This window comes from Psychroserpens mesophilus (genome assembly GCF_050617655.1).
Classification (GTDB): domain Bacteria; phylum Bacteroidota; class Bacteroidia; order Flavobacteriales; family Flavobacteriaceae; genus Psychroserpens; species Psychroserpens mesophilus_A.
The window spans coordinates 272053-294236 of the sequence record NZ_JBODQC010000004.1; the positions used below are offsets into that span (position 1 = coordinate 272053).

At 32.7% G+C, this 22184-nt stretch carries 24 protein-coding genes; 4 read left to right on the forward strand and 20 right to left on the reverse strand.

The window, feature by feature from the left end:
- Positions 1–5: 5 nt before the first annotated feature.
- The 3 genes from ACRHNM_RS09940 to ACRHNM_RS09950 all read left to right on the forward strand — a co-directional run bounded on the left by ACRHNM_RS09940 (position 6) and on the right by ACRHNM_RS09950 (position 2939).
- On the forward strand, positions 6–884 hold the full coding sequence (locus ACRHNM_RS09940; protein WP_431136118.1) for a polyphosphate kinase 2 family protein: 879 nt from the start codon (positions 6–8) through the stop codon (positions 882–884).
- A gap of 72 nt (positions 885–956) precedes the next feature.
- Complete coding sequence (locus tag ACRHNM_RS09945) at positions 957–2360, forward strand: M20/M25/M40 family metallo-hydrolase (RefSeq protein WP_431136120.1); 1404 nt, start codon at positions 957–959, stop codon at positions 2358–2360.
- Positions 2361–2363: 3 nt separating this feature from the next.
- Complete coding sequence (locus ACRHNM_RS09950; protein ID WP_431136122.1) at positions 2364–2939, forward strand: hypothetical protein; 576 nt, start codon at positions 2364–2366, stop codon at positions 2937–2939.
- A gap of 1 nt (position 2940) precedes the next feature.
- Here the strand turns inward: ACRHNM_RS09950 and ACRHNM_RS09955 are convergent, their stop codons facing one another.
- Positions 2941–3747 carry a M23 family metallopeptidase gene (locus tag ACRHNM_RS09955; RefSeq protein ID WP_431136124.1) on the reverse strand — a complete coding sequence of 269 codons (807 nt, stop codon included), beginning with the start codon at positions 3745–3747 and terminating at the stop codon, positions 2941–2943.
- Positions 3748–3803: 56 nt separating this feature from the next.
- Between ACRHNM_RS09955 and ACRHNM_RS09960 the strand changes: the two genes are divergently transcribed.
- Positions 3804–4178: a VOC family protein gene (locus tag ACRHNM_RS09960; protein WP_431136126.1), complete on the forward strand. Its 375-nt coding sequence runs from the start codon at positions 3804–3806 to the stop codon at positions 4176–4178.
- A gap of 230 nt (positions 4179–4408) precedes the next feature.
- Here ACRHNM_RS09960 and ACRHNM_RS09965 read toward each other — a convergent pair whose 3' ends face one another.
- The 19 genes from ACRHNM_RS09965 to ACRHNM_RS10055 all read right to left on the reverse strand — a co-directional run bounded on the left by ACRHNM_RS09965 (position 4409) and on the right by ACRHNM_RS10055 (position 22119).
- Positions 4409–4801: a cupin domain-containing protein gene (locus ACRHNM_RS09965; protein WP_431136128.1), complete on the reverse strand. Its 393-nt coding sequence runs from the start codon at positions 4799–4801 to the stop codon at positions 4409–4411.
- Between the two features lie 4 nt (positions 4802–4805).
- Positions 4806–5555 carry a DUF6090 family protein gene (locus ACRHNM_RS09970; RefSeq protein ID WP_431136130.1) on the reverse strand — a complete coding sequence of 250 codons (750 nt, stop codon included), beginning with the start codon at positions 5553–5555 and terminating at the stop codon, positions 4806–4808.
- Positions 5548–6336, reverse strand: coding sequence for a DUF6090 family protein (locus ACRHNM_RS09975; protein WP_431136132.1), 789 nt, complete (start codon positions 6334–6336; stop codon positions 5548–5550). Before ACRHNM_RS09975 ends, ACRHNM_RS09970 begins: the two co-directional genes overlap by 8 nt.
- Positions 6329–7630 carry an APC family permease gene (locus ACRHNM_RS09980; RefSeq protein ID WP_431136133.1) on the reverse strand — a complete coding sequence of 434 codons (1302 nt, stop codon included), beginning with the start codon at positions 7628–7630 and terminating at the stop codon, positions 6329–6331. The genes ACRHNM_RS09975 and ACRHNM_RS09980 overlap by 8 nt, the downstream gene beginning before the upstream one ends.
- 3 nt (positions 7631–7633) lie before the next feature.
- Positions 7634–7972, reverse strand: a complete 339-nt coding sequence (locus ACRHNM_RS09985) for a hypothetical protein (protein WP_431136136.1) — start codon at positions 7970–7972, stop codon at positions 7634–7636.
- 43 nt (positions 7973–8015) lie between these two features.
- The gene (locus ACRHNM_RS09990) at positions 8016–8771 is read right to left on the reverse strand and encodes a DUF6090 family protein (RefSeq protein WP_431136139.1); all 756 of its coding nucleotides are present in this window, start codon (positions 8769–8771) and stop codon (positions 8016–8018) included.
- A complete protein-coding gene (locus tag ACRHNM_RS09995; RefSeq protein ID WP_431136141.1) occupies positions 8771–10027 on the reverse strand; it encodes a DUF418 domain-containing protein in 1257 nt (418 codons plus the stop codon). Before ACRHNM_RS09995 ends, ACRHNM_RS09990 begins: the two co-directional genes overlap by 1 nt.
- An 87-nt stretch (positions 10028–10114) precedes the next feature.
- A complete protein-coding gene (locus tag ACRHNM_RS10000; RefSeq protein WP_431136143.1) occupies positions 10115–11461 on the reverse strand; it encodes an MBOAT family O-acyltransferase in 1347 nt (448 codons plus the stop codon).
- Positions 11462–11463: 2 nt separating this feature from the next.
- Entirely contained in the window at positions 11464–12504 is a 1041-nt protein-coding gene (locus ACRHNM_RS10005) for a hypothetical protein (RefSeq protein WP_431136145.1), read from the reverse strand.
- 28 nt (positions 12505–12532) lie between these two features.
- Positions 12533–13930 carry a short-chain fatty acid transporter gene (locus tag ACRHNM_RS10010; protein ID WP_431136147.1) on the reverse strand — a complete coding sequence of 466 codons (1398 nt, stop codon included), beginning with the start codon at positions 13928–13930 and terminating at the stop codon, positions 12533–12535.
- Positions 13931–13980: 50 nt separating this feature from the next.
- Entirely contained in the window at positions 13981–15333 is a 1353-nt protein-coding gene (locus tag ACRHNM_RS10015) for an MFS transporter (protein ID WP_431136149.1), read from the reverse strand.
- Positions 15334–15349: 16 nt separating this feature from the next.
- On the reverse strand, positions 15350–16111 hold the full coding sequence (locus ACRHNM_RS10020) for an SDR family NAD(P)-dependent oxidoreductase (RefSeq protein ID WP_431136151.1): 762 nt from the start codon (positions 16109–16111) through the stop codon (positions 15350–15352).
- An 18-nt stretch (positions 16112–16129) separates the two neighbouring features.
- Positions 16130–17005, reverse strand: coding sequence for an ester cyclase (locus ACRHNM_RS10025; protein ID WP_431136153.1), 876 nt, complete (start codon positions 17003–17005; stop codon positions 16130–16132).
- 21 nt (positions 17006–17026) lie between these two features.
- Positions 17027–17287 (reverse strand): hypothetical protein, encoded by a 261-nt coding sequence (locus ACRHNM_RS10030; RefSeq protein WP_431136155.1) that lies wholly within the window; start codon positions 17285–17287, stop codon positions 17027–17029.
- Positions 17288–17493: 206 nt separating this feature from the next.
- The gene (locus tag ACRHNM_RS10035) at positions 17494–18015 is read right to left on the reverse strand and encodes a nuclear transport factor 2 family protein (protein WP_431136157.1); all 522 of its coding nucleotides are present in this window, start codon (positions 18013–18015) and stop codon (positions 17494–17496) included.
- Between the two features lie 60 nt (positions 18016–18075).
- Complete coding sequence (locus ACRHNM_RS10040; protein WP_431136159.1) at positions 18076–18507, reverse strand: hypothetical protein; 432 nt, start codon at positions 18505–18507, stop codon at positions 18076–18078.
- A 26-nt stretch (positions 18508–18533) separates the two neighbouring features.
- Entirely contained in the window at positions 18534–19313 is a 780-nt protein-coding gene (locus tag ACRHNM_RS10045) for a hypothetical protein (protein WP_431136161.1), read from the reverse strand.
- A 166-nt stretch (positions 19314–19479) separates the two neighbouring features.
- Positions 19480–20229 carry a LytR/AlgR family response regulator transcription factor gene (locus ACRHNM_RS10050; protein ID WP_431136163.1) on the reverse strand — a complete coding sequence of 250 codons (750 nt, stop codon included), beginning with the start codon at positions 20227–20229 and terminating at the stop codon, positions 19480–19482.
- A complete protein-coding gene (locus ACRHNM_RS10055) occupies positions 20230–22119 on the reverse strand; it encodes a tetratricopeptide repeat-containing sensor histidine kinase (RefSeq protein ID WP_431136165.1) in 1890 nt (629 codons plus the stop codon). It abuts the gene before it with no gap.
- Between the last annotated feature and the right edge of the window lie 65 nt (positions 22120–22184).

Consider the following 22184-nt stretch of genomic DNA (forward strand, 5'->3'; position numbering starts at 1 on the left):
TAAGTATGAAAGATATTAATATTGAAGATTTTAAGGTTACTGAAACGATTCAATTGGCAAACATACCAACTACATTCGATTTAGAAGCAGATAAAAAAGACATTGAAAATCAATTAGAAGACGTCTGTAAGGACTTGGCAAAAATTCAAAACGCTATGTATGCTCATGGAAAGTATGCCGTTCTAATTTGTATACAAGGTACTGATACAGCTGGTAAAGACAGTTTAATTCGAGAAGTTTTTAAAGAACTTAATGCTAGAGGAGTTGTTGTGCACAGTTTTAAGGTGCCAACCGAAATTGAAAAAAAGCATGATTATTTATGGAGACATTATATTGCACTTCCAGCGCGAGGTAAATTTGGTGTCTTCAACCGAACACATTATGAAAATGTATTGGTTACTCGTGTACATCCTGAGTATATTTTAGGTGAATATTTGCCTCAAATTAATTCTGTAGAAGATATAGACGACACATTTTGGAATCAACGTTTTGAACAAATCAATAATTTTGAAAAGCACATAGCCCAGAATGGAACCATTGTTTTTAAATTCTTTTTACACTTATCTAAAGAAGAACAAAAACACCGTTTAATCCGACGTCTTAAAAAGCCAAATAAAAACTGGAAATTCTCTCCAGACGATTTAAAAGAACGTAAACTTTGGGATGATTACCAAGACTGTTACGAAGATGCAATAAACCGAACTTCTAAAGCACATGCGCCTTGGTACACCATTCCTGCAGATGATAAACCAACAGCAAGGTATATTTTAGCAAAAATATTACTGGACACTTTAAAAACTTATAAGGATATTAAAGAGCCAGAGCTGGATGATGATATCAAAGCTAATCTTGACACTTATATCAAACAACTTGAAAACGAATAGTATTTTATGATTTCTTTATAAATCCTATTTATTATAAGTAGTATATTTAGCTTCGATAATAAAATTCTCCACATGAAGCGAATATTTCTATTACTTTCTATTGTATTTACATTTCAAATTTCAGCTCAGACCGACGCTGAAAATCTTAAAAACATTTATGATAATTCTTTAACCAATGGGATGAGTTATCAATGGTTAGACCATTTGTCTAATCAAATTGGCGGACGACTTTCGGGTTCTTTAAACGCTGAAAAAGCAGTTCAGTATACCAAAGAAGAATTTGAAAAACTAGGCTTAGATAAAGTGTGGTTACAACCTGTTATGGTGCCACGATGGGTTAGAGGAGCTCCAGAATTTGCTTACATTGAAACATCACCTGGAAAAACAACTAATGTTAATATTTGTGCGCTTGGAGGATCCATTGCAACACCAACAGGAGGTGTTAAAGCAAACCTTATAGAAGTTGCAACTTACAAAGACTTAGAAGCTTTAGGTGAAGCTAAAATTAAAGGTAAAATAGTGTTTATTAACAGACCAATGCAAGCTAATTTAATCAATACGTTTGAAGCTTATGGAGGTTGTTCAAGTGAACGATATTCTGGCGCAAGAGAAGCAGCAAAATATGGAGCAGTAGGTGTTATTGTACGTTCGTTGAATTTGAGATTAGACGATTATCCACATACAGGTAGTATGAGTTATGGAGATTTGCCAAATTCTCAACGTATTCCTTCAGCAGCAATAAGCACTAATGATGCAGAATTATTAAGTGGAATGCTGGCACTTAATAAGGATCTTAAATTTTATTTTAGTCAGAATTGTAAACAGTTAGAAGATGTACAATCTTATAATGTGATTGGTGAAATCACAGGAAGCGAGTTTCCTAATGAAATTATTGTGGTTGGAGGTCATCTGGATTCTTGGGATTTAGGAGATGGTTCTCATGATGATGGCGCAGGAGTCGTGCAATCAATGGATGTGTTACGCTTATTAAAAGAAAGTGGTATTCGTCCGAAACGAACCATTCGAGCGGTTTTATTTATGAATGAGGAAAATGGTTTACGAGGTGGTAGAAAGTATGCTGAAATTGCAAAAAGCAAAGGAGAGCATCACATTTTTGCTTTGGAAAGTGATTCTGGAGGGTTTACACCTAGAGGTTTTAGTTTTCAATCAAGCGAAGCTTTTTTGACTAAAGTTCAAAGTTGGAGAGCCTTATTTAAACCCTATTTAATTCATTATTTTGAAGAAGGTTATGGTGGAGCAGATATTGGTCCGCTAAAAAATGATAACATCGTTTTGGCAGGTTTACGTCCAGATTCTCAGCGTTACTTTGACCATCATCATGCAGCTACTGATACCTTCGAGCATGTGAATAAGCGTGAATTGGAACTTGGTGCTGCATCAATGACTGCCTTAATTTATTTGATTGATAAATACGGAACAGATACCATAACCAATGATACTGAATTGAAAGATTAAGCTATGAAACGATTTACAATCCTATTTTTGGTATTAATTACCACAACACTTCTAGCACAAAACACGTCTGAAGAACGACTTCCATATAGCCAGCTTCCTGAATATTCTGAAACTTTTACAGCAGGAACTGTAGCTGCAAGAATGGTAGATGCACTCGGATTTAGGTTTTATTGGGCAAGTGAAGGTTTGTCTGATAAAGATTTAGCATACAAACCAAATGAAGATGCACGTTCTGTGGCAGAAACGATGACTCATATTTTAGATTTATCTTATGTTATTGTTAATTCGACACTTAAAATAGCTAATGAAAAAGTTGATCGATCTGAAATGTCGTATATCCAAAAGCGGGAACAAGCCTTGATGAATTTTAAAACTGCTGCAGAAATTTTAAGAACAAGTGACGATATCTCACAATTCAAAATTATTTTTGGTGAGCGTGAAGTTTCGTTTTGGAATCAAATTAATGGACCAATCGCTGATGCCATTTGGCATTGTGGGCAAATTGCATCTTTTCGAAGAATTTCAGGAAACGTTATCAATCCTAATGTGAATCACTTCAGTGGTACTGTAAAAGAATAGCTTAATCATTGCGGTAGTACTTACCATGTTTTAGTATCTTATGTTTTATGCTTTTAAACCTAAAAGGGATAGAGATACTCCTGGCTTTATATAAAACAAAATGAAGATGCGGAATGGTTGTAAATCCTGTCATTCCAGAAATTCCTATCGGCTGATTTGCTTCTACAATATCTCCTTCATCTACCAGAGCACCTTTAAAGTCTAAATGTAAATAATGTGCCATAGTACCATCTTGATGAATGATATAAATTTTATTTGCCATGTCAATGCATTTTCTTGTTTTGCAATGTTCCTTTGAATCTTCTTTTACATAATAGACTTTTCCTTTTCTGGCAGCTGTAATTGTATCTCCAATTGGTATGCCAATATCTACAGCATATTTTGAATGTGGTTTATTATGTGAAAACTTACCACCAAACGATTGAATAATTTTATATCGCTTACCTTTTAAGAAAGGTAATTCATATTCGTAATCTGTATCATAAGTTTCATTTGGAGTTCCAAATTTGGCAGTGAAATCTAGAAATTCATTAAGTTTTACATTTGCAGTATCTTTAATCCTTTCCAAAGGAATTGCTAAAGCATTATTCAAAGTATCTTTTTCTTTTAATAGACCATAAGGATTAATTTTTACGTAAGATTTAGTAGAGTCTAAGGCAGTTAAATTTATTTCAACTGGAGCTAAAAACGGGTTGATTAAACTTATATAAAGTGTATCAGACTTAATTTGTTTAAACCCTTTTAATTTCTGACTATTAACCAACTGGATTGTAAAACATATAGTAACTATTAAAAGTATACGCTTCATAAATTTGTAATGATTTTCATTTTAAAATGATACATTTATAAAGATAAAAAAAAGTAATGAAAGGTTATTTAAAGCAAATTCATCCAGTACTTCCTGTCAAAAATGTTACTGAAGCAATACGCTATTATACTGAAAAACTGGGTTTCAAATTAACTTTCAAGGATGAAGGTGATGATCCTAAATATGGAGGCATTCAAAAAGATGGAATTGAAATACATTTGCAGTGGCATGATAGTAAAGAATGGGAATTAGAAATTGACAGACCCTTACTAAGAATTTATGTAGCTAATATTGAAGCACTTTATAGTGATTATAAAGCTAAAAATGTATGTCATAAAAATACAGCTTTAAAACATACAGAATGGAATACCCGAGAATTTGGGATTTATGATCTTTATGGAAACGGCTTAATTTTTTATCACGATTTGTAAATTAGTTATGGCTCGCTATTTTCATTTTCATTTTTAGTTTCTTTTCGCATTTTAAGATATCCAGTAACCAGGCGAATACCCAGTCTGGCAAAAAGTATAATGGCAATTACCATTACGACATCAAAACCATTCATAAGATCAATATTGATTGTGTTGTTAAAATTAGAAAATTGAATTTAGTAACACTTAATTTTAACAAGAATTGTGATTTTGAAAACTCAGACGACAACTTATTTCGGTTCAATAATTAAAAAGATAGCAGTAGTGTCGCCAATATTTAAAACTTCATGCCATTCAATTTTGTCGTTGTAAAATGAATAACCAGTAGGTACATTGACTTCTCGTGTTCCAGTAGTATCTTTAATCCTAAATGTACTTCCGGAAACCGTATAACCAAAATGCGCCTTATGATAATGACGTTCATGACCAACACCTGGAGGAAAGGTGCATTTTAAGGTTCGTAATTTATCATTATCTTCAATAACTTCGCATACAGCTTGATTGTTCCATCCAGCTTCTAAAGGATCTGGAAGTTGTGGTTTGTTTTTACAATTCCATAGCAGTAAAAAGAGACTAATTGAACTTATAATTTTGAAAGTAAATACTGTATTTGATAAGCGCATAAAATTAGTCTTTTAACACCTTAATTTCTTTGTCCAGAGATGTAATAAGTGACAAGATACTACTCTCAACACGTTCTGCTCTATTTTTAACTCCTGAATTTTCAAATGCAATCGCAGATACAACTTTCTCAAAAGCTTTATCCTTTTTTAGACTATTAAAACCTTCTTGAGTAATGTAATGAATTCCATAATACTTATGTGTTTCATCATATGTAGGTGTGAAATGTTCTAAGAGTTTTTTTTCGCTATGTAACGCATGAAATCGTAAGCGTTCTTCTTCATAACGTTTGTAATAGCTATAGAGTCTTTCATAATGTAAGGAAATATCATTTCTTAAGCTGTCATTAGAAATGATTCCAATGCCTTTAGACACCAAAAGTCCGTAACCACTTGTGTTAGGGTCAAAATGAGGTGTTACTCTTAGTAGAGCAGCATTTATGAAGAACTGATTTGACGGACTGTCTTGAGTTTTTAAATAGGTTTTTACAGTATCACAAGCTGAATTGATTTCAGCCATTATTCCTATATCTTCTTGAATTTCTTTTAAATCTAGATTTAGATTAACGCGTATCTCTTCTAGTATCTTTAGTTCTAATTGATGTTCTTCTTTTTGTTTGTTCCAAGTATTAATTTGCAAGGCAATGAGAATACCAATCACGACAAGAATAATTTCTCCTATGGCATATTTGAAATACTTAGAGGTTTTATGCTCCATGAGCAAGTTTTGTCTAATATGTCTGAAGAATTTAATCATATTTGGTGTCACATTTTTGTTCAAGCAATTCAGTCATTTTTAGAGTATGTTCTTTTAAGATGTTATACAATTCTAATTGTCTAAGATTTGCTGCTGCATTTCGTAAAGATTCGTTGTAAAACCTAAATTGCATCGTTTCTGACAGAGTTGCAGTTGTATCAATTTTAATGTTTGCAATCAAATCAGCATCTAACCCATCTTTAAACTTTCCGTAAAGTATGGAGGAGGCTGTTTTTCCATTTTCAAAACTGTCGTTATGTGCAAAAGCGATATCGACTGCATTTTGACCATTAATCTTAATGATACTTTTTGTGCTTTCTAAAGTATTGTAATACGCGTTTAAGGCTTTAATAACATTTTTGTCTTTGATGATGCTTAAGTTAGCACCAGACTTTAAATCCTCAAAAGCTGAATTATTCGGTTTAAAATCGATAAAAATAGCTTTTGTCGACAAATCTATTTGAGTAGCAACTTCAATTTTGTTTGGGTTGTCTTTTTGAAGTAGTCTTAATGATTGGTTTGAAGCCTTTAACCGATCTTCTGTTTGTTTTATTAAAGTTTCTACCTGTTCTTGATCTTGTACTAAATCTTCAAATAACCTACAATAATATTCGGCTTCCAACATGTTGGCTTTTCGTTGTTCATTCCAGGTATTAATTTGTAAGGCAATAAGAATACCAATGACCACGAGGATGATTTCGCCAATAGCATACTTGACGTATTTAGAGGTCTTATTTTTCATGATTAAGTGTTGTCTGATATGTCTGAAGAATTTAATCATTCATTTTCTTTTTTACCTTGGTAATGATTATAAAAAGGATAGAGAGCACTGCAATAAAAATAACAGTACCTATGATCTCTTTTGAAGATAAGTTAGATAGAAAATAGATGATGATTCCTATGGATAATAAAGGAATTAGTTTGCCTCCAGGTATTTTAAATTCTCCAGGTTCAGTCTTTTGAATTTTACGTAATTTAATAACTGAACACGCAACTCCTAAATAGACTAATAAGAGAGAAGACGTGGCAAGAATAACAAGCTGTTCAAAACTTCCTGTAATTGCCAAAAAGAAAGTCAAAGCTGTATGTGTGATGATGGCAATGTAAGGTGTAGCATATTTAGAATGTACTTTAGATAATTTTTTAATAGGAATTACTTTATCTCTAGAAAGCGCAAATAAAATTCTTGGAGAGTTTAATAAATCACCACTAATGAGTCCAAACATAGAAACAGCTGCTCCAATCGTTAATAGGATATACCCAAAAGGACCTAATATAGCCTTAGCAGTTTCAGCTAAAGGAGCAGTTTTATAGTTTATTAAATCACTACCTAAAACACCTTGGCAAACCGTTTGAATAAGGATATATAAAATGACAACAGAACCAATACTAATAAAAATAGAACGAGGTATGGTGCGTTTAGGGTTTTTGATTTCTCCACCTACAATTAATCCAGTTTCGCAACCTAAAAATGCAAAAAATAATATGAGTGAGGACTCTCCAAGTTGATTGATACTAGGCAAAGCTTCTATATGAAGATTGTTTATTGATATTTCACTCAATCCAAACAGGACTAAAATAAGTAGCGGACTTACTTTTAAAATCGTGTTGAGTTTTATAAGACCTATACCTTGTTTAACACCTTTAATATTTATAAAAGCCAAAGTGACATACATCAACAAAAGAAACCCTACGCGAACCCAAGATAATTCAAAAACAGGATTAATGGTTGCCAGTATATTTATAAGAGCAATGGCCACAGCTGCATTTGCAATCATATTACTGCCAGATGCAAAAATACCTGCAATAAATCCAGCATAATCACCAAAAGCGGTTTCAATATAGGTATAAGGACCACCTGAGTTATTTACTTTACTACCAGCTTCGGCAAAGCAAAGTACTATCAATGCAATTAGAATGCCACAAAACATATATGAAAATATACTTGCAGTTCCCATTATGCCTGTAATGATTGCAGGTAAGGCAAAAATACCTGCACCTATCATGATGTTTATGATATTAGCAGATAAACCAAAGACACCTATGCTACGTTTTAAACCTTCATCTTTATTCATAGCTTAGTAAAGAATGTTATCTAGAATGCGATTTAAATTTTGTTCCATCATCCTAAATTTTCCATCACTAAAAAATATCTCATGAATTTCCTGACGAAATTTAGCGAGTTCCATGTTATTGTAGTCTTGGTGTTGAATGCTATCATCTATTTTTTCAAACTGTACTTCTTCATCAGTATCCGCTTTAAATTCATTGTAGATTTTGTCAAATGTTTCAGGATCAACTTTTGATTTAATCATTTCTATTTCAACTTCAGTTTCGTTTGAATCCGCATTAGCACAAAGAAGAAGGATATATGTTTGAAGTTCTAGTTTGGTCCATTGGTTAATTTTTGATGTCATAGCTTTAATGTTGGTTTGGTTAAAGGTTTGTTTTATTTAAATTTTAATCATTTAATTTCATTATTAACGAGTTGTTTATTTCTTTTTGCATATCGTAAATTCCATTCAACTGACTTATAATCATTTTGTTATAATAGAATCTTTGAGCAATATAAGTTGCTAGTAAATTTGAGTTCTTTACAAGAGAAGACGTGTTGATCTTCACCTTATGATCACGATCTATAGTATATGTATAGGTGTTTTGATATTCATTAATTAAATCACTCTGTTGACTTAATAAAGGTGCCAGTTGGTCATTTGCCATTGTTCGTACATCATATTCATCTTCATTTAAATCAGCCAATTCTCGTTTAAATCGACTAATAGCTGTTTTTAAGGTTTCATTTTTTATCAAATCAATATTTCCTGTAGATATGATGACATCAATAGTTGAGGTCGTAGGAATGTATGTTGGCGCAGCAATTGCAGCCATCGTTAACGTATCTGGAATTTGAATAGTCGTCTCTTTTGGTGTTAATTTTAGAAGTTCAATAAACTGATTTAAATTGCGATAATATTTTTGATTAGCAAATAGCAAGACCTCAATTTCCTGTTGGTTTTTAATAAAATCTTCTTTGAGATTATTAAGAATAGATTGCTCAACTATTCTATGATTTTTTTCTTGTTTCCAGCTGTTAATTTGTAATGCAATTAAAATTCCAACTACGACAAGTACAATTTCACCAATAGCATATTTGAAGTATTTTGAAGTTTTATTTTCCATGATAAAGGTTTTTCTGAGATGTCTGTAGACTTTCATTATTTTATGTTTTTGTCTTTTAATAATCTCAATGGTTTTCTGTAGGTCAATTGTCTCCAAACCCATTCAAATGGACCAAATCTGAAATATTTAAGCCATAATTTACTCATAATTATTTGGAATATAAAAATACAAATAGCAATACCCATTACTATTGTAAAACCAAATTTTCCAGTAAAACCGAAACCAATTCCGTAGAATAATAGTACTGAAATAAAGGTTTGAAAAAGATAGTTACTTAATGCTAGTTTTCCTACTGGTGCAAATACTAAAAAAGCAGTAGGGTTTTTAAAATATAATAAAGCTAAAAGTGCAGCAAAACCCATAGCAAGAGGAACGGTTCCAAAAGCATAAGTTATAATATTTAATAATTCCCAGTAATCTTCACCACCACCAAAAAATTCTATATAGGTTCTGGTGATGCTTATTGGTAAACCGATTAGAATTCCTAAAAGCGCAATTTTTTTCAGAAACCTAGTGTTATTCAATATATTTTCATTCAAAATTTTTCGTCCAGCCCAAATTCCGATTAAGAAGATGCCCAAAACTTTAAAAATACGACCTTCCTCTAAAATAGCTCCAATTCTTATGAAGGTGTTACCAATATTCATTTTGAAATAGTCTGTTAAGCTTTCGTTCATTTCAAATTTCTGAAAATCTGGAAATATATTACCATTCCATTCTGCTAGAGGAAAACCAAAGTGTTTATAATAAGTTATTGATGTTTTGTAGAAAAACTGAGCATAATTCAGATCTGTAATTGTTACAAATAGCCAATTGAATACAGGGAACAAAATGAGTAGTGCGCCTAAGGTTAAAAGTTTTTTGTCTGATAATTTGATGAAGTAAACCAATGTAAAACCAAGTAGAGCGTACAATGTTAATATATCTCCAAGCCAGAATAAATATAAATGAATTAATCCGATGATTAAAAGCCAAAACATACGTCGTCTAAAAAAAGGAGCGAAAGGTCTATGGTTACGATTTAGGTTATTGTATTGAATAACACAACCAATTCCAAAAAGTAAAGAAAATATAGAATAGAATTTTCCATCTACCAATGTAAACATTATAAAGTCTAAATATTTATCTAAAAATAAAATGGTTTCAGGATATTTTACTTCATCAGGAAAGAATAAAAAACCAGAAAACACTACAATATTCGCACTAAAAATAAAGAAAATAGCTATTCCTCTCAGTACATCAAGAAACTGGATACGATCATTTTTTTGAATAGGAATGATGTTGTTTTGCATGTCCATTATATGTTCTTCTTAAAATTGAAAATAGATAAACTGTTCACCACTACCTTGTGATATGATAATCAAGAACAAGAGTATAGCTCAAACAATTCCTAAAACTAAAGGTGATATTCTTTGAGATACCTCTTTCATTGACGTGTTTCGCATTATCCAATGACATATAAATAATATACTAATAAGTACAAGGACTTTAATCACCTCAAAACCATTCAATATCTTAGAGCCTTCATTATTAATAAACAGCATGGAACTTATCATGTTTTTTGCTGTTGAAAATTCTCTTGCTCTAAAAAACACCCAAGTAAAATTGACAAGCATGTAAGTGAGAAGGGCTAACAAAACACCATTATAGTTGTTTATTTTAAAGCGTATTTTGTTTTTCAGTAAACGTTCAATCACTAGATATGTTCCATGTAAAGCTCCCCAAACTACAAAAGTCCAGGCTGCTCCATGCCATAATCCACCAAGTAACATCGTTAACATAAGTGCAACATGCATTCTTGTAATTCCGTTTCTATTTCCGCCTAAAGGAATATAGAGGTAATCTCTTAACCATGTAGACAATGAAATATGCCAACGTTTCCATAAATCGGAAAAACCAATAGATGCATAAGGATATTTAAAGTTGTCTGGTAAAATAATACCAAGCATCAGCGCAATACCAATGGCACATGTTGAATAACCTGCAAAATCAAAAAATATTTGTCCTGAAAAAGCCAAAGTTCCTGTCCAGGCATCTAAACTATGAAGCATCTCTTTTGAGCCAAAAACCTGATCTGATACATCTGCTAATAAGGTGTCAGCCAAAACGACTTTTTGAAATAAGCCCATAGTTAACAGGAATGTTCCCCAAATAAATTGCTGAGTTGATGCTTTCTTTTCTTCATAGAATTGCGTGATTAAGTCTTTAGCTCTAACAATTGGTCCTGCAACTAGTTGTGGAAAGAAGGTCACATACAGCGCAAAATCTAAGAACGTTCGAGCAGGTTTAATTTTTTTATAGTACATGTCAATGGTATATGACATGGTTTGAAACGTATAAAAAGAAATTCCCATAGGAAGAATAATATCCATCGGTTTTGGTTCGTAGGCTAAACCCATTGCGTTCATAGCTATTGTAAAGTTTTCTAATAAGAAGTTACCGTATTTGAAAAAAGCCAGAAAACCCAGATTTACAAACATGCTAAGAAGCAACCACATTTTACGTTTTTTGGTATTGGTTTCTACTGCGAGTTTGTTTCCAGCTGTCCAATCTACAATAGTTGAAATCCATAGAAGGATAACCAAAGGCGGATTCCAAAGTCCATAAAACACATAACTCGCAAAAAGTAACATTCTTTTTTTGCCAGTCCATTTGAATAGTTTCGAATAGTATAGTGCTAAAACAATCACTAAAAACACTATAAAACTTAAGGAGTTGAATAACATAATTAGTTGGATTTAGTGTTAGTTAAAGTGCCATCGGTTTTCATGATTTTTACCAATTCTGTAGTAAAAAACCTTGCATCTGGAGCAGATAAGTGTGACCATTCAGGACATTCTAGGTTTTTAAATTGGTCATAATCTTCAAAATAGTATGCATTTGCATTCGTAGCTTTTACAAGTGGATTCCAAAATTCTTCACGAGATAAAAATTTATCTTCACCTCCTTTAATCCAGCCACTTGAAGGGCATCTTAATAATATAAGATTGCCACCTCTTTGCATAAATTTTTCAGCATCTGCAACAAAGAAGTTGGTTGTAGCCTCTTTTTCGGGAGGATTTTTGTTGCCCATAATAACAAACTTCCAGGCTGCTTTTATTGAATTCGCAAACGTGGTGTCAGTTGCAGTTTTTTCACTCATAGGATTGTTTCTGTCTTCTGCTATATAAGCAAAAGTGTTAAATGGAGGATATTGAGGCTTACCAGATCTATTTTTTGAGTTTATGGTATTCAGTAAAGATTTAAGATCAATATCATCAGACCAACCTTCTTCACTTGTTGACACTAATGCTAAGTTTTTTTGAAGTGGTAATGACAACCTATGGTTAATTCGTTGAGCATACGTTCTGTTTTTAAAATAATCAACTCTAGATTGCGCACGTTTCCATGGACCAGCTTCTGGGTACGTTGTTGAAAAAAATAAACCTGGAGTAACACCTACAACAATAGTGCCTTTAAAATCTGTATTATTTACAATATCATGAAATATTGGTAGAGGAGAAGCTCCAGCAGTTGCTAATTGAATAGGTCTAATCCCTGTTTCAGTTTCCCATTCATCAAGTTGAATGTCGAATAATACACGAGATGAAGCCATTAGCACTACACTCTTTTCAGATAAATATTCTACTTTAGCTCTTTGAACTGCCCAAAGGTCTTTATTGTCGTCTAAATCTGGGATTTTTCCTTGTGCTCTCCAATAGCATTCCCAGGCGACTAAGCTCAGTAAACTGATAGCTATTGCTACAAGCATTGATTGTTTTAGATTCATATTTGGTTGGTATTGGTTGATTCATTTTTTATAAAGGTATGTAGGTGATAAGTAATGATTGAATTATGAAAAACACAACAAAGGGAATGACTAAGTAACCCATCACATCACGAGCTTGAATTTTAATACCAGTTTCCATAATTGGAAATACAAGTAATAAATAAAATGGTTGTAATATATTAGAAAGACTTTCTCCATAGGCAATAGATAAAGAAGCTCTCGATATCATTGCTGTAACCTCGTTGGCTGGTAAACCTTCACCAATCACTTTTACAGCGTTGATAATACTTGGTCCTACGACTGCAAATTCGCCACCTGCGGATGGGATAGCAAAATTAACAATACCACCAGTAACATATGCAAAAAACGGATACGTCTCGATAGTTGCAACAGAGGCCATGATTTCTGCTAATTTCTCACCTAAACCAGTGTAAAGCATGATGCCCATAATACCTGCATAAAAAGGATACTGATATAAAATTCCTGAGACATTACTACTAGAGCGTTTCATGGCAATCACATAGCGCATTGGTGTTTTGTGCAATGCTAGTCCAGTAATCAAGAAAATAAAAATCATGATATTAAAATTCAATTGAAAACCGTTGGTGTAAAAATGATAGATGATATAAGTCAATCCCATCAGCACAATGCAAATTAGAAGCAGAACACCATTATTTAATTTATCGGAAACGGACTTGTATGATAAGTTCATACTAAAAGCTTCTTCTTTTATAGACAGCTCTTTTTTAACCGTTTTATCTTCCAGCATGTCATCCAGTTGTTTGATGTTCTTCGTTTTCGGAATTAGAAAAACAATCATTAATGGTGCGAATAACACATAAAGAGCCATCATTGCAAAGCTTAAGCCAGAACCCAATGTATAAGAGGTAGGAATAATGTCTGTTAGGATTCCAGATTCGATTAAATAATTATTCTCTGTACCCAATAACAGTGGAATGGAACTTGAAAGACCAGTTACCCAGCTTCCGCCACTAAAATAGACGCATGCCACTAAAAAAGGATAATTGACGCCTTTAATACGAATCGCCAATTCTCTTGCTAAAACACAGGTAATAACAATCCATCCAAAGCTAATGAGCGACAGTAAAGTTCCAATCAAGACTACAAAAAAGTAAACTTGTTGAGGTGTTTTGATGTAGTTGGTCAATTTATCTATACCATTTTTTACAAACGGAGATAATGCAATGGCAAAGCCTGTGATAATAATCAATACAATTTGCATCCCAAACTCCAATAATGAATAAAAGCCATCGTACCATCCTCTAATGATGTCCATTGGTGAAGCCTCTAACCAGATGAAGGCTATAAGACCAGTGATGATAGTCAGAAGCATGGCAAATACGAACGCATTTGGCATGTATTTCTCAAATAATTTTGTGGATTTCTCTCCGAAGTTAGTAATCATGATGGGTTGGTTCTTGAAATTTTAAAAATGCTTCTTTATCTACATTTTAATTAATCATCAATAACATGAGGTGTTACTAAAGTATGGTCTAAAATTTTAAAGCTATCGACTTTATCTTTATGTTTTTTAAAGTTAATGAATTGTACAATAACTGCCATTATTAATGGCATTAATGCCGTAAACATAAAAACAACTTCCCATGTATAACTTTCTTTCAGAATTCCTACCAAGGCAGATCCTAAAGCTCGTCCCATATTAGACAAAGCCATATATAGTGTAAATTGTGTTGCGGCAACAGTTTTCCAACACAGATTCATTCCTGTGGCAAAAATTCCAATGCTTAAAAATATGTTCAAGACATAATAGATAAATATAAAACCACATACAAAAGCAGTACTTGTCCAAAACCCAGTTTTAGATGCGAAGATTGCAATAACAGTAGTAGCTAAAGCTAAGTAGATGGTTAACATTTTTATGTTCCCAAAGTAATCTACTAAGAAGCCACCAATGAGCATCCCAAAAATTCCAGCAATGATATTTATTATTGAAAAAAGTTCTGAAAAATCAGTATTTGTCCAACCTAATTCTTGAATTGTAAAAATGGGTAAAAGTGCATCCATAAGGCCAAATAAAATACCGCTAATAAAAGAAATGAAAATAAAAATGAGACTTGAGCGTAATTTCGCAACACGATACAAGCTTTTTAATATTTCTGACCAACTTTTTAACTGACTATCTTTTGATTCATGATTAGCTTCTCCTTTAGACCAAGGCATGATTTTTTCACCGGGACGTTCTGTAAAATATATTGGAACAATCATAATAATGGCTACTGCAATTGATAATAATGAGATAGCTGTTGTAAATCCTAAACTATTAATCAAATATGTTCCTACTAATAAAGAAAGTGATGTTCCAATAATTTTTGTTCCCCACATTAGTCCATTAGCTCTGGCTTTTTCATCATCAGGAATCACATCAACAGCCATTCCATCAGTAGCAACATCTTGAAAAGCTCCAAAAAAACTGATACAGAAACCTACAACCATTAAGCCTGAGATATTATTTAATGGATCTGGCACAAATCCGATGCTTAAAAAACTTAAAATTAATCCTAACTGACCAAAAATCACCCAAGGTCGTTTTCTTCCCATAGATAAAATTGTAAAACGATCCATTAAAGGCGCAACTACTATTTTAAAGCTCCATGGAATTAGAATGACTCCAATAAATGTTGCTATTTCAGTAGCTGACTTGTCATTCATTGCTAACCAAGCTGGCATTGCAAAAAAGAGAATGCCTTCAGGAATACCTTGAGCGATGTAAAGCGCAGAAAACGAAAAATATCGAGATAAGGCACTTCCTGTAAGACTTTTGGAGAATTTGAATTTCGATGGTTTCATTTGATTGATTTAAGTTCTACATTGTTAATGTAAGTCCTCCATCTACTGTTAGTGTCGAACCACTTATATAACTCGATTCATCAGAACACAGAAAAAGGATAGATTTCGCCATTTCTATAGGAAGACCAGCACGTTGCAAATGAACTTTAGGGATAATGCCTTGATCATACACCTCGTCACCAATGAGATTTCTAATTCTATGGTGCATTGGAGTTACTGTAATTCCAGGACATAAGAGATTAACTCTGATGCCTTGTGGAGCTAATTCAGCTGAAACACTACTCGTTAAGCCAACGAGACCATGTTTAGATGTGACATAAGCAGCACCAGAATGAAAACCCAGAAATGAATTCACAGAACCAACATTAACAATGGCACCTGAATTACCATTTTTAACCATGGCTTTGGCTTGGTATTTCATGCATAAGAAGATGCCTTTGAGATTGATATTCATAACCTTATCCCAATCGTCTTCCGATAATTCTGTAATTGGAGCAATTGTACCTTCTATTCCAGCATTGTTTACGGCATAATCTAAACGACCAAATGTCTTTATTGTATGAGCTACCATGTCTTCTACATCTTTAGATTTAGAAACATCAGTTGCTATAGCAGATGCTTTCCCACCTTTTGCTTCAATTGAAGCGACTAAACTGTCTAGCTCTTCTTTTCGACGTGCAGCAACGACAACATTAACACCTTTTGCTGAAAATGCTTCGGCTGTTGATTTTCCGATGCCGCTACTTGCTCCTGTGATTAATGCAACTTTGTTTTTCATGTTATTGATTTTAATGGATTACTTTTCTGAATCAGCTAATTTCTTAGTATCCACATATTGTTGAAACGCAATAACTTTCCCACCATTGAGTGTCCATAAGTGTGCTGCTTGAGCATTGTAAGCTATACCAGTTGCTTTGTTTTTTGCATCATAGCGTAAAGTTGCTAATACTTGATTGTTGCTCATTTCATGAAGTTCTATATCTGCTAATTTGAAATACTCATGGTTGGCTCCAAGACGAGCAAAAACACCATTTAATATGGCAGCAGGACCAAGATAAGGATTGCCATCAGCTAAGGAATTGCTCTCAGCTTCATTCCATACAACAGCAGCATCCATACCAGAAAGTACTGTAGGAATATCACCTTTAGCAAAAGCATCATATAAACCATTAATTATTGAAATGTTCTCAGGATTAGATGTTAAACCCAGTTGTTGCATAAACACAGCATTATCCATGAAATCTTGTTCCTGAGCAATTTTACCATTTTTCATCTTTGTGAGTGTAACACCTTCAACATCAACGATTTTATTTGTTGCAGGAATGCCAAAAAAATCACCAGTATGTGTGCCTTTAAAATTCCAGTGTTTTACGATTTTATCATTTTGGCCAAAGACATCTATGATTGTAAATTCAATATTAGAAAATCCAGTTATGAAGTTTTGATAGTAGGCTTTAAAGTTCTCTATGCCTACAATATTTTCTGGACTATGAACGGCTGTAATATTAGTGTCAAAATAGGTTGAGTTTATTTTATTAATGTCTCCTTTATTTACAATGTCATCCCAAACTTGGGTGTACATTTTTATGTCTTTTTCAATATTTTGACCTTGAACATAAAAGACAGATAAAGTTATAATTAGTGTAATTGATAATAATTTAATGGATTTCATTGTACGATATGTTTTAGATGGTTAAAATTTTATGTCTGAAGGATTCATGAAAATCACTATATCACAGTCTTTTATAAAATTATGAAGTGCTGATTTTTGTTCAGAATCTATTTCGCATACATACAGGTTTTCGGAATGGTCTAGTTCCATAAGGTGCTCATAATTCTCTTTTTTTGAGATATCAATGGTAGATACTTTTACATCAAAATTTGTGTTTAATAAAAGTAAGATGACATCACTGTCTATAAAACCAGAACCTCCTATGATACCTGCTTTTTTCATGTCTTTTTATAACAGAATGGATTGAATTTTAAAAAAACAGGCAGATGATAATCCAGTTGGTTGATTAACTCTTTAAAACACTAAAACAGAAAATCTTAGTATTATCACGACTCTCTCCACAAAATCGTTTCTGCCTGTTAAGAATATTTAGTGTAAGGAATACCTTAATTCACTAAAAATGTATGGTTGTTATTGTAAATTATATTTTATTTTATGTCTTCGTCTTCGTCATCAAGATCTAAGTTTTTTTCAGCTTCAATAGCTTGAAGATTTAAAACCACTTCTGTAGGATCCCAATAACCAACTTCTCTTACAATTTTACCATCTATGAATTGATAGGTTAAATGTATTGGCATTTTAACGTTATTACCATTAGCTTTCATTGTTCCTTTCCAATCTAACCAGCAGTTGACCCAAACTTTGCCTTCATCTGTAACAACCATTTCATATTCTGGATCTTCTCCAGTAAAGCCTCTACTTGAATAGTTTTCGTCATTAGCTTTATGATAAGCCACAATATCTTTTACAAGAATTGGAGTTTTTGAATTGTTAAAAAATGTCTTAGAAGAATCTGCGTATAAAGACGTATCATAGTTTTTAGAATTGTAATTTTCAATATGCTTTTTAACGGTTTCAATCTCTGATGATTGTTGCGTGTAGCGTTTCTTCTGTGTTTCGCAAGCTGTAAATAGCATTACAGACATTGCTAAAATGAATAATTTTTTCATTGTTTTTGTTTTTTTAAAACCCTTCTAAATTTTTACAATCTTGAAGAGTTTATAGTTTGATTATTCTTTGTCTAGAACTTTGATGCTTGAATAAATTTCATCAGTATGCATTAAAAAGTACTTATTGAATTTTTCAAAAAAAGCTTTGTTAGCATCTTCACTTTTCCAAGCAGATTTCATGAGTTCATTTTGTCTAGTTCCGGAAGCATCAATATCATTCCAATTAGCATATTCTGTTATGAATATTAAATCCCTTGAATCACTACCAGATAAATGTCGCATAGCACGTTGGCTTATGATTTTTTCGTTAGGAAGTATGACTTTATCGTTAAACTCTTTCAATAAGGTGTTAAATTCCTCCTGAGTTCCATCTTCTGGAATATTTATTTTCCATGTGGTTACTGTGTAAACAGTATTGTCTTGTGCATTTGTGATCGTTGGTGCAAATATTAACATTAGAGTTAATACTAGCGTTGTTTTTAAAATTTTCATGATTAATAGTTTTAAAGGATTAATTTTTAGTTCATGCTCAATTCAGAATTCAAAGTGTAAGTATAACTCAATGCATCTTCTAATGCTGCGTTAAACCTTTCACGAATCTCCTTAGTTTTAGCTTTGCCATGAACGCTTTCATATACTTTCCAAACGCCATCAACGTCTTTATCTAAATCTGCAAAATCTTTAAAAGGTGACGATACAAAATAATCTGCACCTTCTCCTCCCATGATACTGTACCAGTAACCTCTATTGTCTCCTTCTTTTTTTGCAATTGTAGAAGATACATCTTTCACTACTTCATTAAAAACCATTGAATTGTTTACTTTGAAGCTACTGACCCAAATAATGCTCATGCCTTCTAAGTCAGTTTTACGACTATAATCAGGCATAAATCTTGCGATATTAAACTCTGAGCTTTCAATGTGTGGAATTATAGATTCCATAGCAACTGGACGACATGCTTTTCCTGCTTCATCACTTTTATCCATTTCAGCCCAGTTATTCATTCTTGCAGATAATACATATACATTGCCTTTACCTTGAATACGATTCCATACATTCCAAGTTTCGGTTCCATTATTTTCTTTGTAACATTTATTCCATTTCTTTACGCCATCGGTAAAATTGGTGTTATGTCCAAATTTGATGGTGAATTCAGTTAAATTCAGCATAAAGCTTTCGTTTTCTTGGGCTTGACTTGTAGTTGGTAGTAGTAATAAGAAGCAAGCCAGACCTAAAAATGTTTTGCTCAGATTGCTTAACTTAATTGAGTGTTTGTGAATTTTTTTTGAAAATTTCATAATAAAAGCGTTTAAATAGTTGATTAATAATTGATTTGCATTCAATTACTAAGTAATCTATTATCTTACTATTATAAAACTCATCAAGGACGAATGAGTAGGTTTTTTGTCCGAAGCCCACTTATTGTTTATCGGCAACCTTTAGAAATAACCAAACTAGGTCTAATTAAATGGTTTGAAGTCTTTTAAGTAATTCTTCTTTTAAAGATTTACTCAATGGAATTGCTTTTTTTGCAATAACAATATGGCTTGAAGCAATCTCATCAATTTGAGAAAGATTGACAATAAATGAACGATGTACTCTTAAAAAGTGTTTGTTTGGTAGTTTTTCATCCATATCTTTTAAAGTCATAACTAACAGGTATTCTTTTCCTTTTGAATATATACGGCAATAATTACGTTCAGCTTCAATGTATAGAATATCCTTAATATCGACTTTTACCATTTTTTCGTGGTGTCTTACAAAAATGCAATCACTCAACATAAAGGGAGAAGGTTCTGGCTCAGAAGATACTACGTCTACCTCATTATTGTTTTCTAGCTGAAGTCGATCTACGGTTAATTCTATAGCTCGCTGCAGATCTAATTTTTTAAATGGTTTTGAAATAAAAGCATAAGGATGAGTGCTTTTTGCGCGATTGAAATGGGCTTCATCTGCATTTGCCGTTAAATAAATAACAGCAACATCTTGTTCTTTTTGAATCAATTTAACGGTTTCAATACCATCAAGATCTCCTTTTAAATTAATATCCATTAAAACAATATCTGGTAAATCTTGTTTTACACATGTTAAAGCATCTTCTGCTCTAGGTACGATTCCTACAACTTCATAACCAAGCATCGTCAGTTGTAATGAAATATTTGCAGCTATTATCATTTCGTCTTCAACAATCAATATTTTAATAGGTGTATTCATTTATGCAGCGGATTTGATTTTAAATTCGAAGGATACAGAAGTACCATTGTCAATTTTTTCTTCCATATTACCATTGAGTTGTTGGGTGAGTAATTTAATAAGTTGCGAACCAAACCCTGTTCCTTTTGGAGAAATGCCAGTTGTTTTTCCAACTCCATTGTCTATAACTTTTAAGGTGAGTGTATCTGAGTTTGATTGCGCCAGACTAATTTCAATCTGTCCTTTAGAGTCTTTAGGAAATGCATATTTGAGTGCATTTGTAAGTAATTCATTTACGATAAGTCCAATAGGAACCGCAGTATCAACATCTAATTCTAACCGATCCATAGCGCATTCGATCTTCACTTTGTCTTCAGCATTAAACGTATCTAAAATACCATCACTTAAATTGAGAAAATAATCTTTCATATCGATGCTTCCTAAGTTTTCACCTTGATATAATTTCTGATGAATGATTCCCATAGATTGTACTCGGTTCTGACTAGCTATCATAGCATCTTTTGTTGGTGAATCTTCTAATTGAGCAGATTGTAAGGCAATTAAGCTTTTTACAAGTTCCAGATTGTTTTTTACACGATGGTGAATTTCTTTGAGGAGCAATTCGTTTTGTTTATTCTTGGTATCCAGTTCACTATTTAATACTTCCAGTTTTTGATTTCGTTTTTGGTTTTTTCTAAAGTTGTAAATAACTCCAAACAGAATAATAGCGAGTAATCCAGTAAGAATTATATATAACACTTTAGTGCGTTTTTGCTGATTGATTTTTTCATCCTGAAATAAGATGGTAGCATTTTTCTGACCAACTTCATACTCAGATTGGGTTTTGTTCTCAAGGCTTAGTATAATATTATCTTTAAAAGATTCCAATTCCGAAGCGTATAATTGGTGATAATACAATGCTTTTGTATGATTGCCGAGAGACTCATAAATTTCTGAAACATGCATGTAATTTTCCCACAAATTTCGTGCACTCCCTGTTTTTTTAATAAGCTCAATGGCTTTCAAATTGTAGGGTAAGGCATCTTCATAGTTTCCCTGCATAATATAAACATGACCAATATTTCCCAGTGACGGAATGAGATAACGATCAAGCCCTAACTTTTTAGAATTGTCATAATTAGCTTGATAATCTGAAATAGCGTCATCATAACGCTCCATATATTTATAGATATTACCTCTCCAGTTTACTGAAGCCATCATTGGTGTGCCAGTTTCACCTAATTCATTATATAAATCAATAGATGCATTGATTGATTCTAATGCATTTTCTAGGTCGAAACCAGTAAATAACTGGCTATTGGCTTTAAAACGATAGGTGAGTGCTAAATCTTCTTTTGCATCAATCTCTTTTTGAATGTTAATGGCTTTATTGCAATGTCTTATGGCTTCATTATAATTATTTTCATAATATAAGAGATCACCAATATGAGCATAGCATTGTGCAATCCCTTTTTGGTAGCTCAATTTTTCATATATATTTAAGGCTTTATACACATAACTTTTAGCTTGATTATAGTCTGCTTTTATAGTGTAAAATGCTTTAATATCAAGATATGTGTTTGCAAGGTTGAGGTCATCTTTAAGACCTGTGTAAATGTTTTTTACGTTATTTAGATAATAGACAGCCGAATCTAATTTAGAATACTCCTTATGATACATCGCTAAATAATGATAGGATTCTGCAAGTGTATTTTGATTATTCGATTGTTTTGAAAGTACAACAGCTTTTCTGGAATTAATTCCAAGCATTGTAGAATCTTGAACATTACTACTATGACTCGCCAACCAACTCATGATGTCATCTAATGACGACGGATTTGAGTCTGGGTTTTGAGCAAGTGCATTTAGTGTACCATAGAGTACAAGTAAAAGGGTTAGTTTTTTAGTCATAAGTCTTTAATATAGCGATTACAAAGACTTTAGGGAAAGCTAAAGATAGTGAAATTTCCTTACAT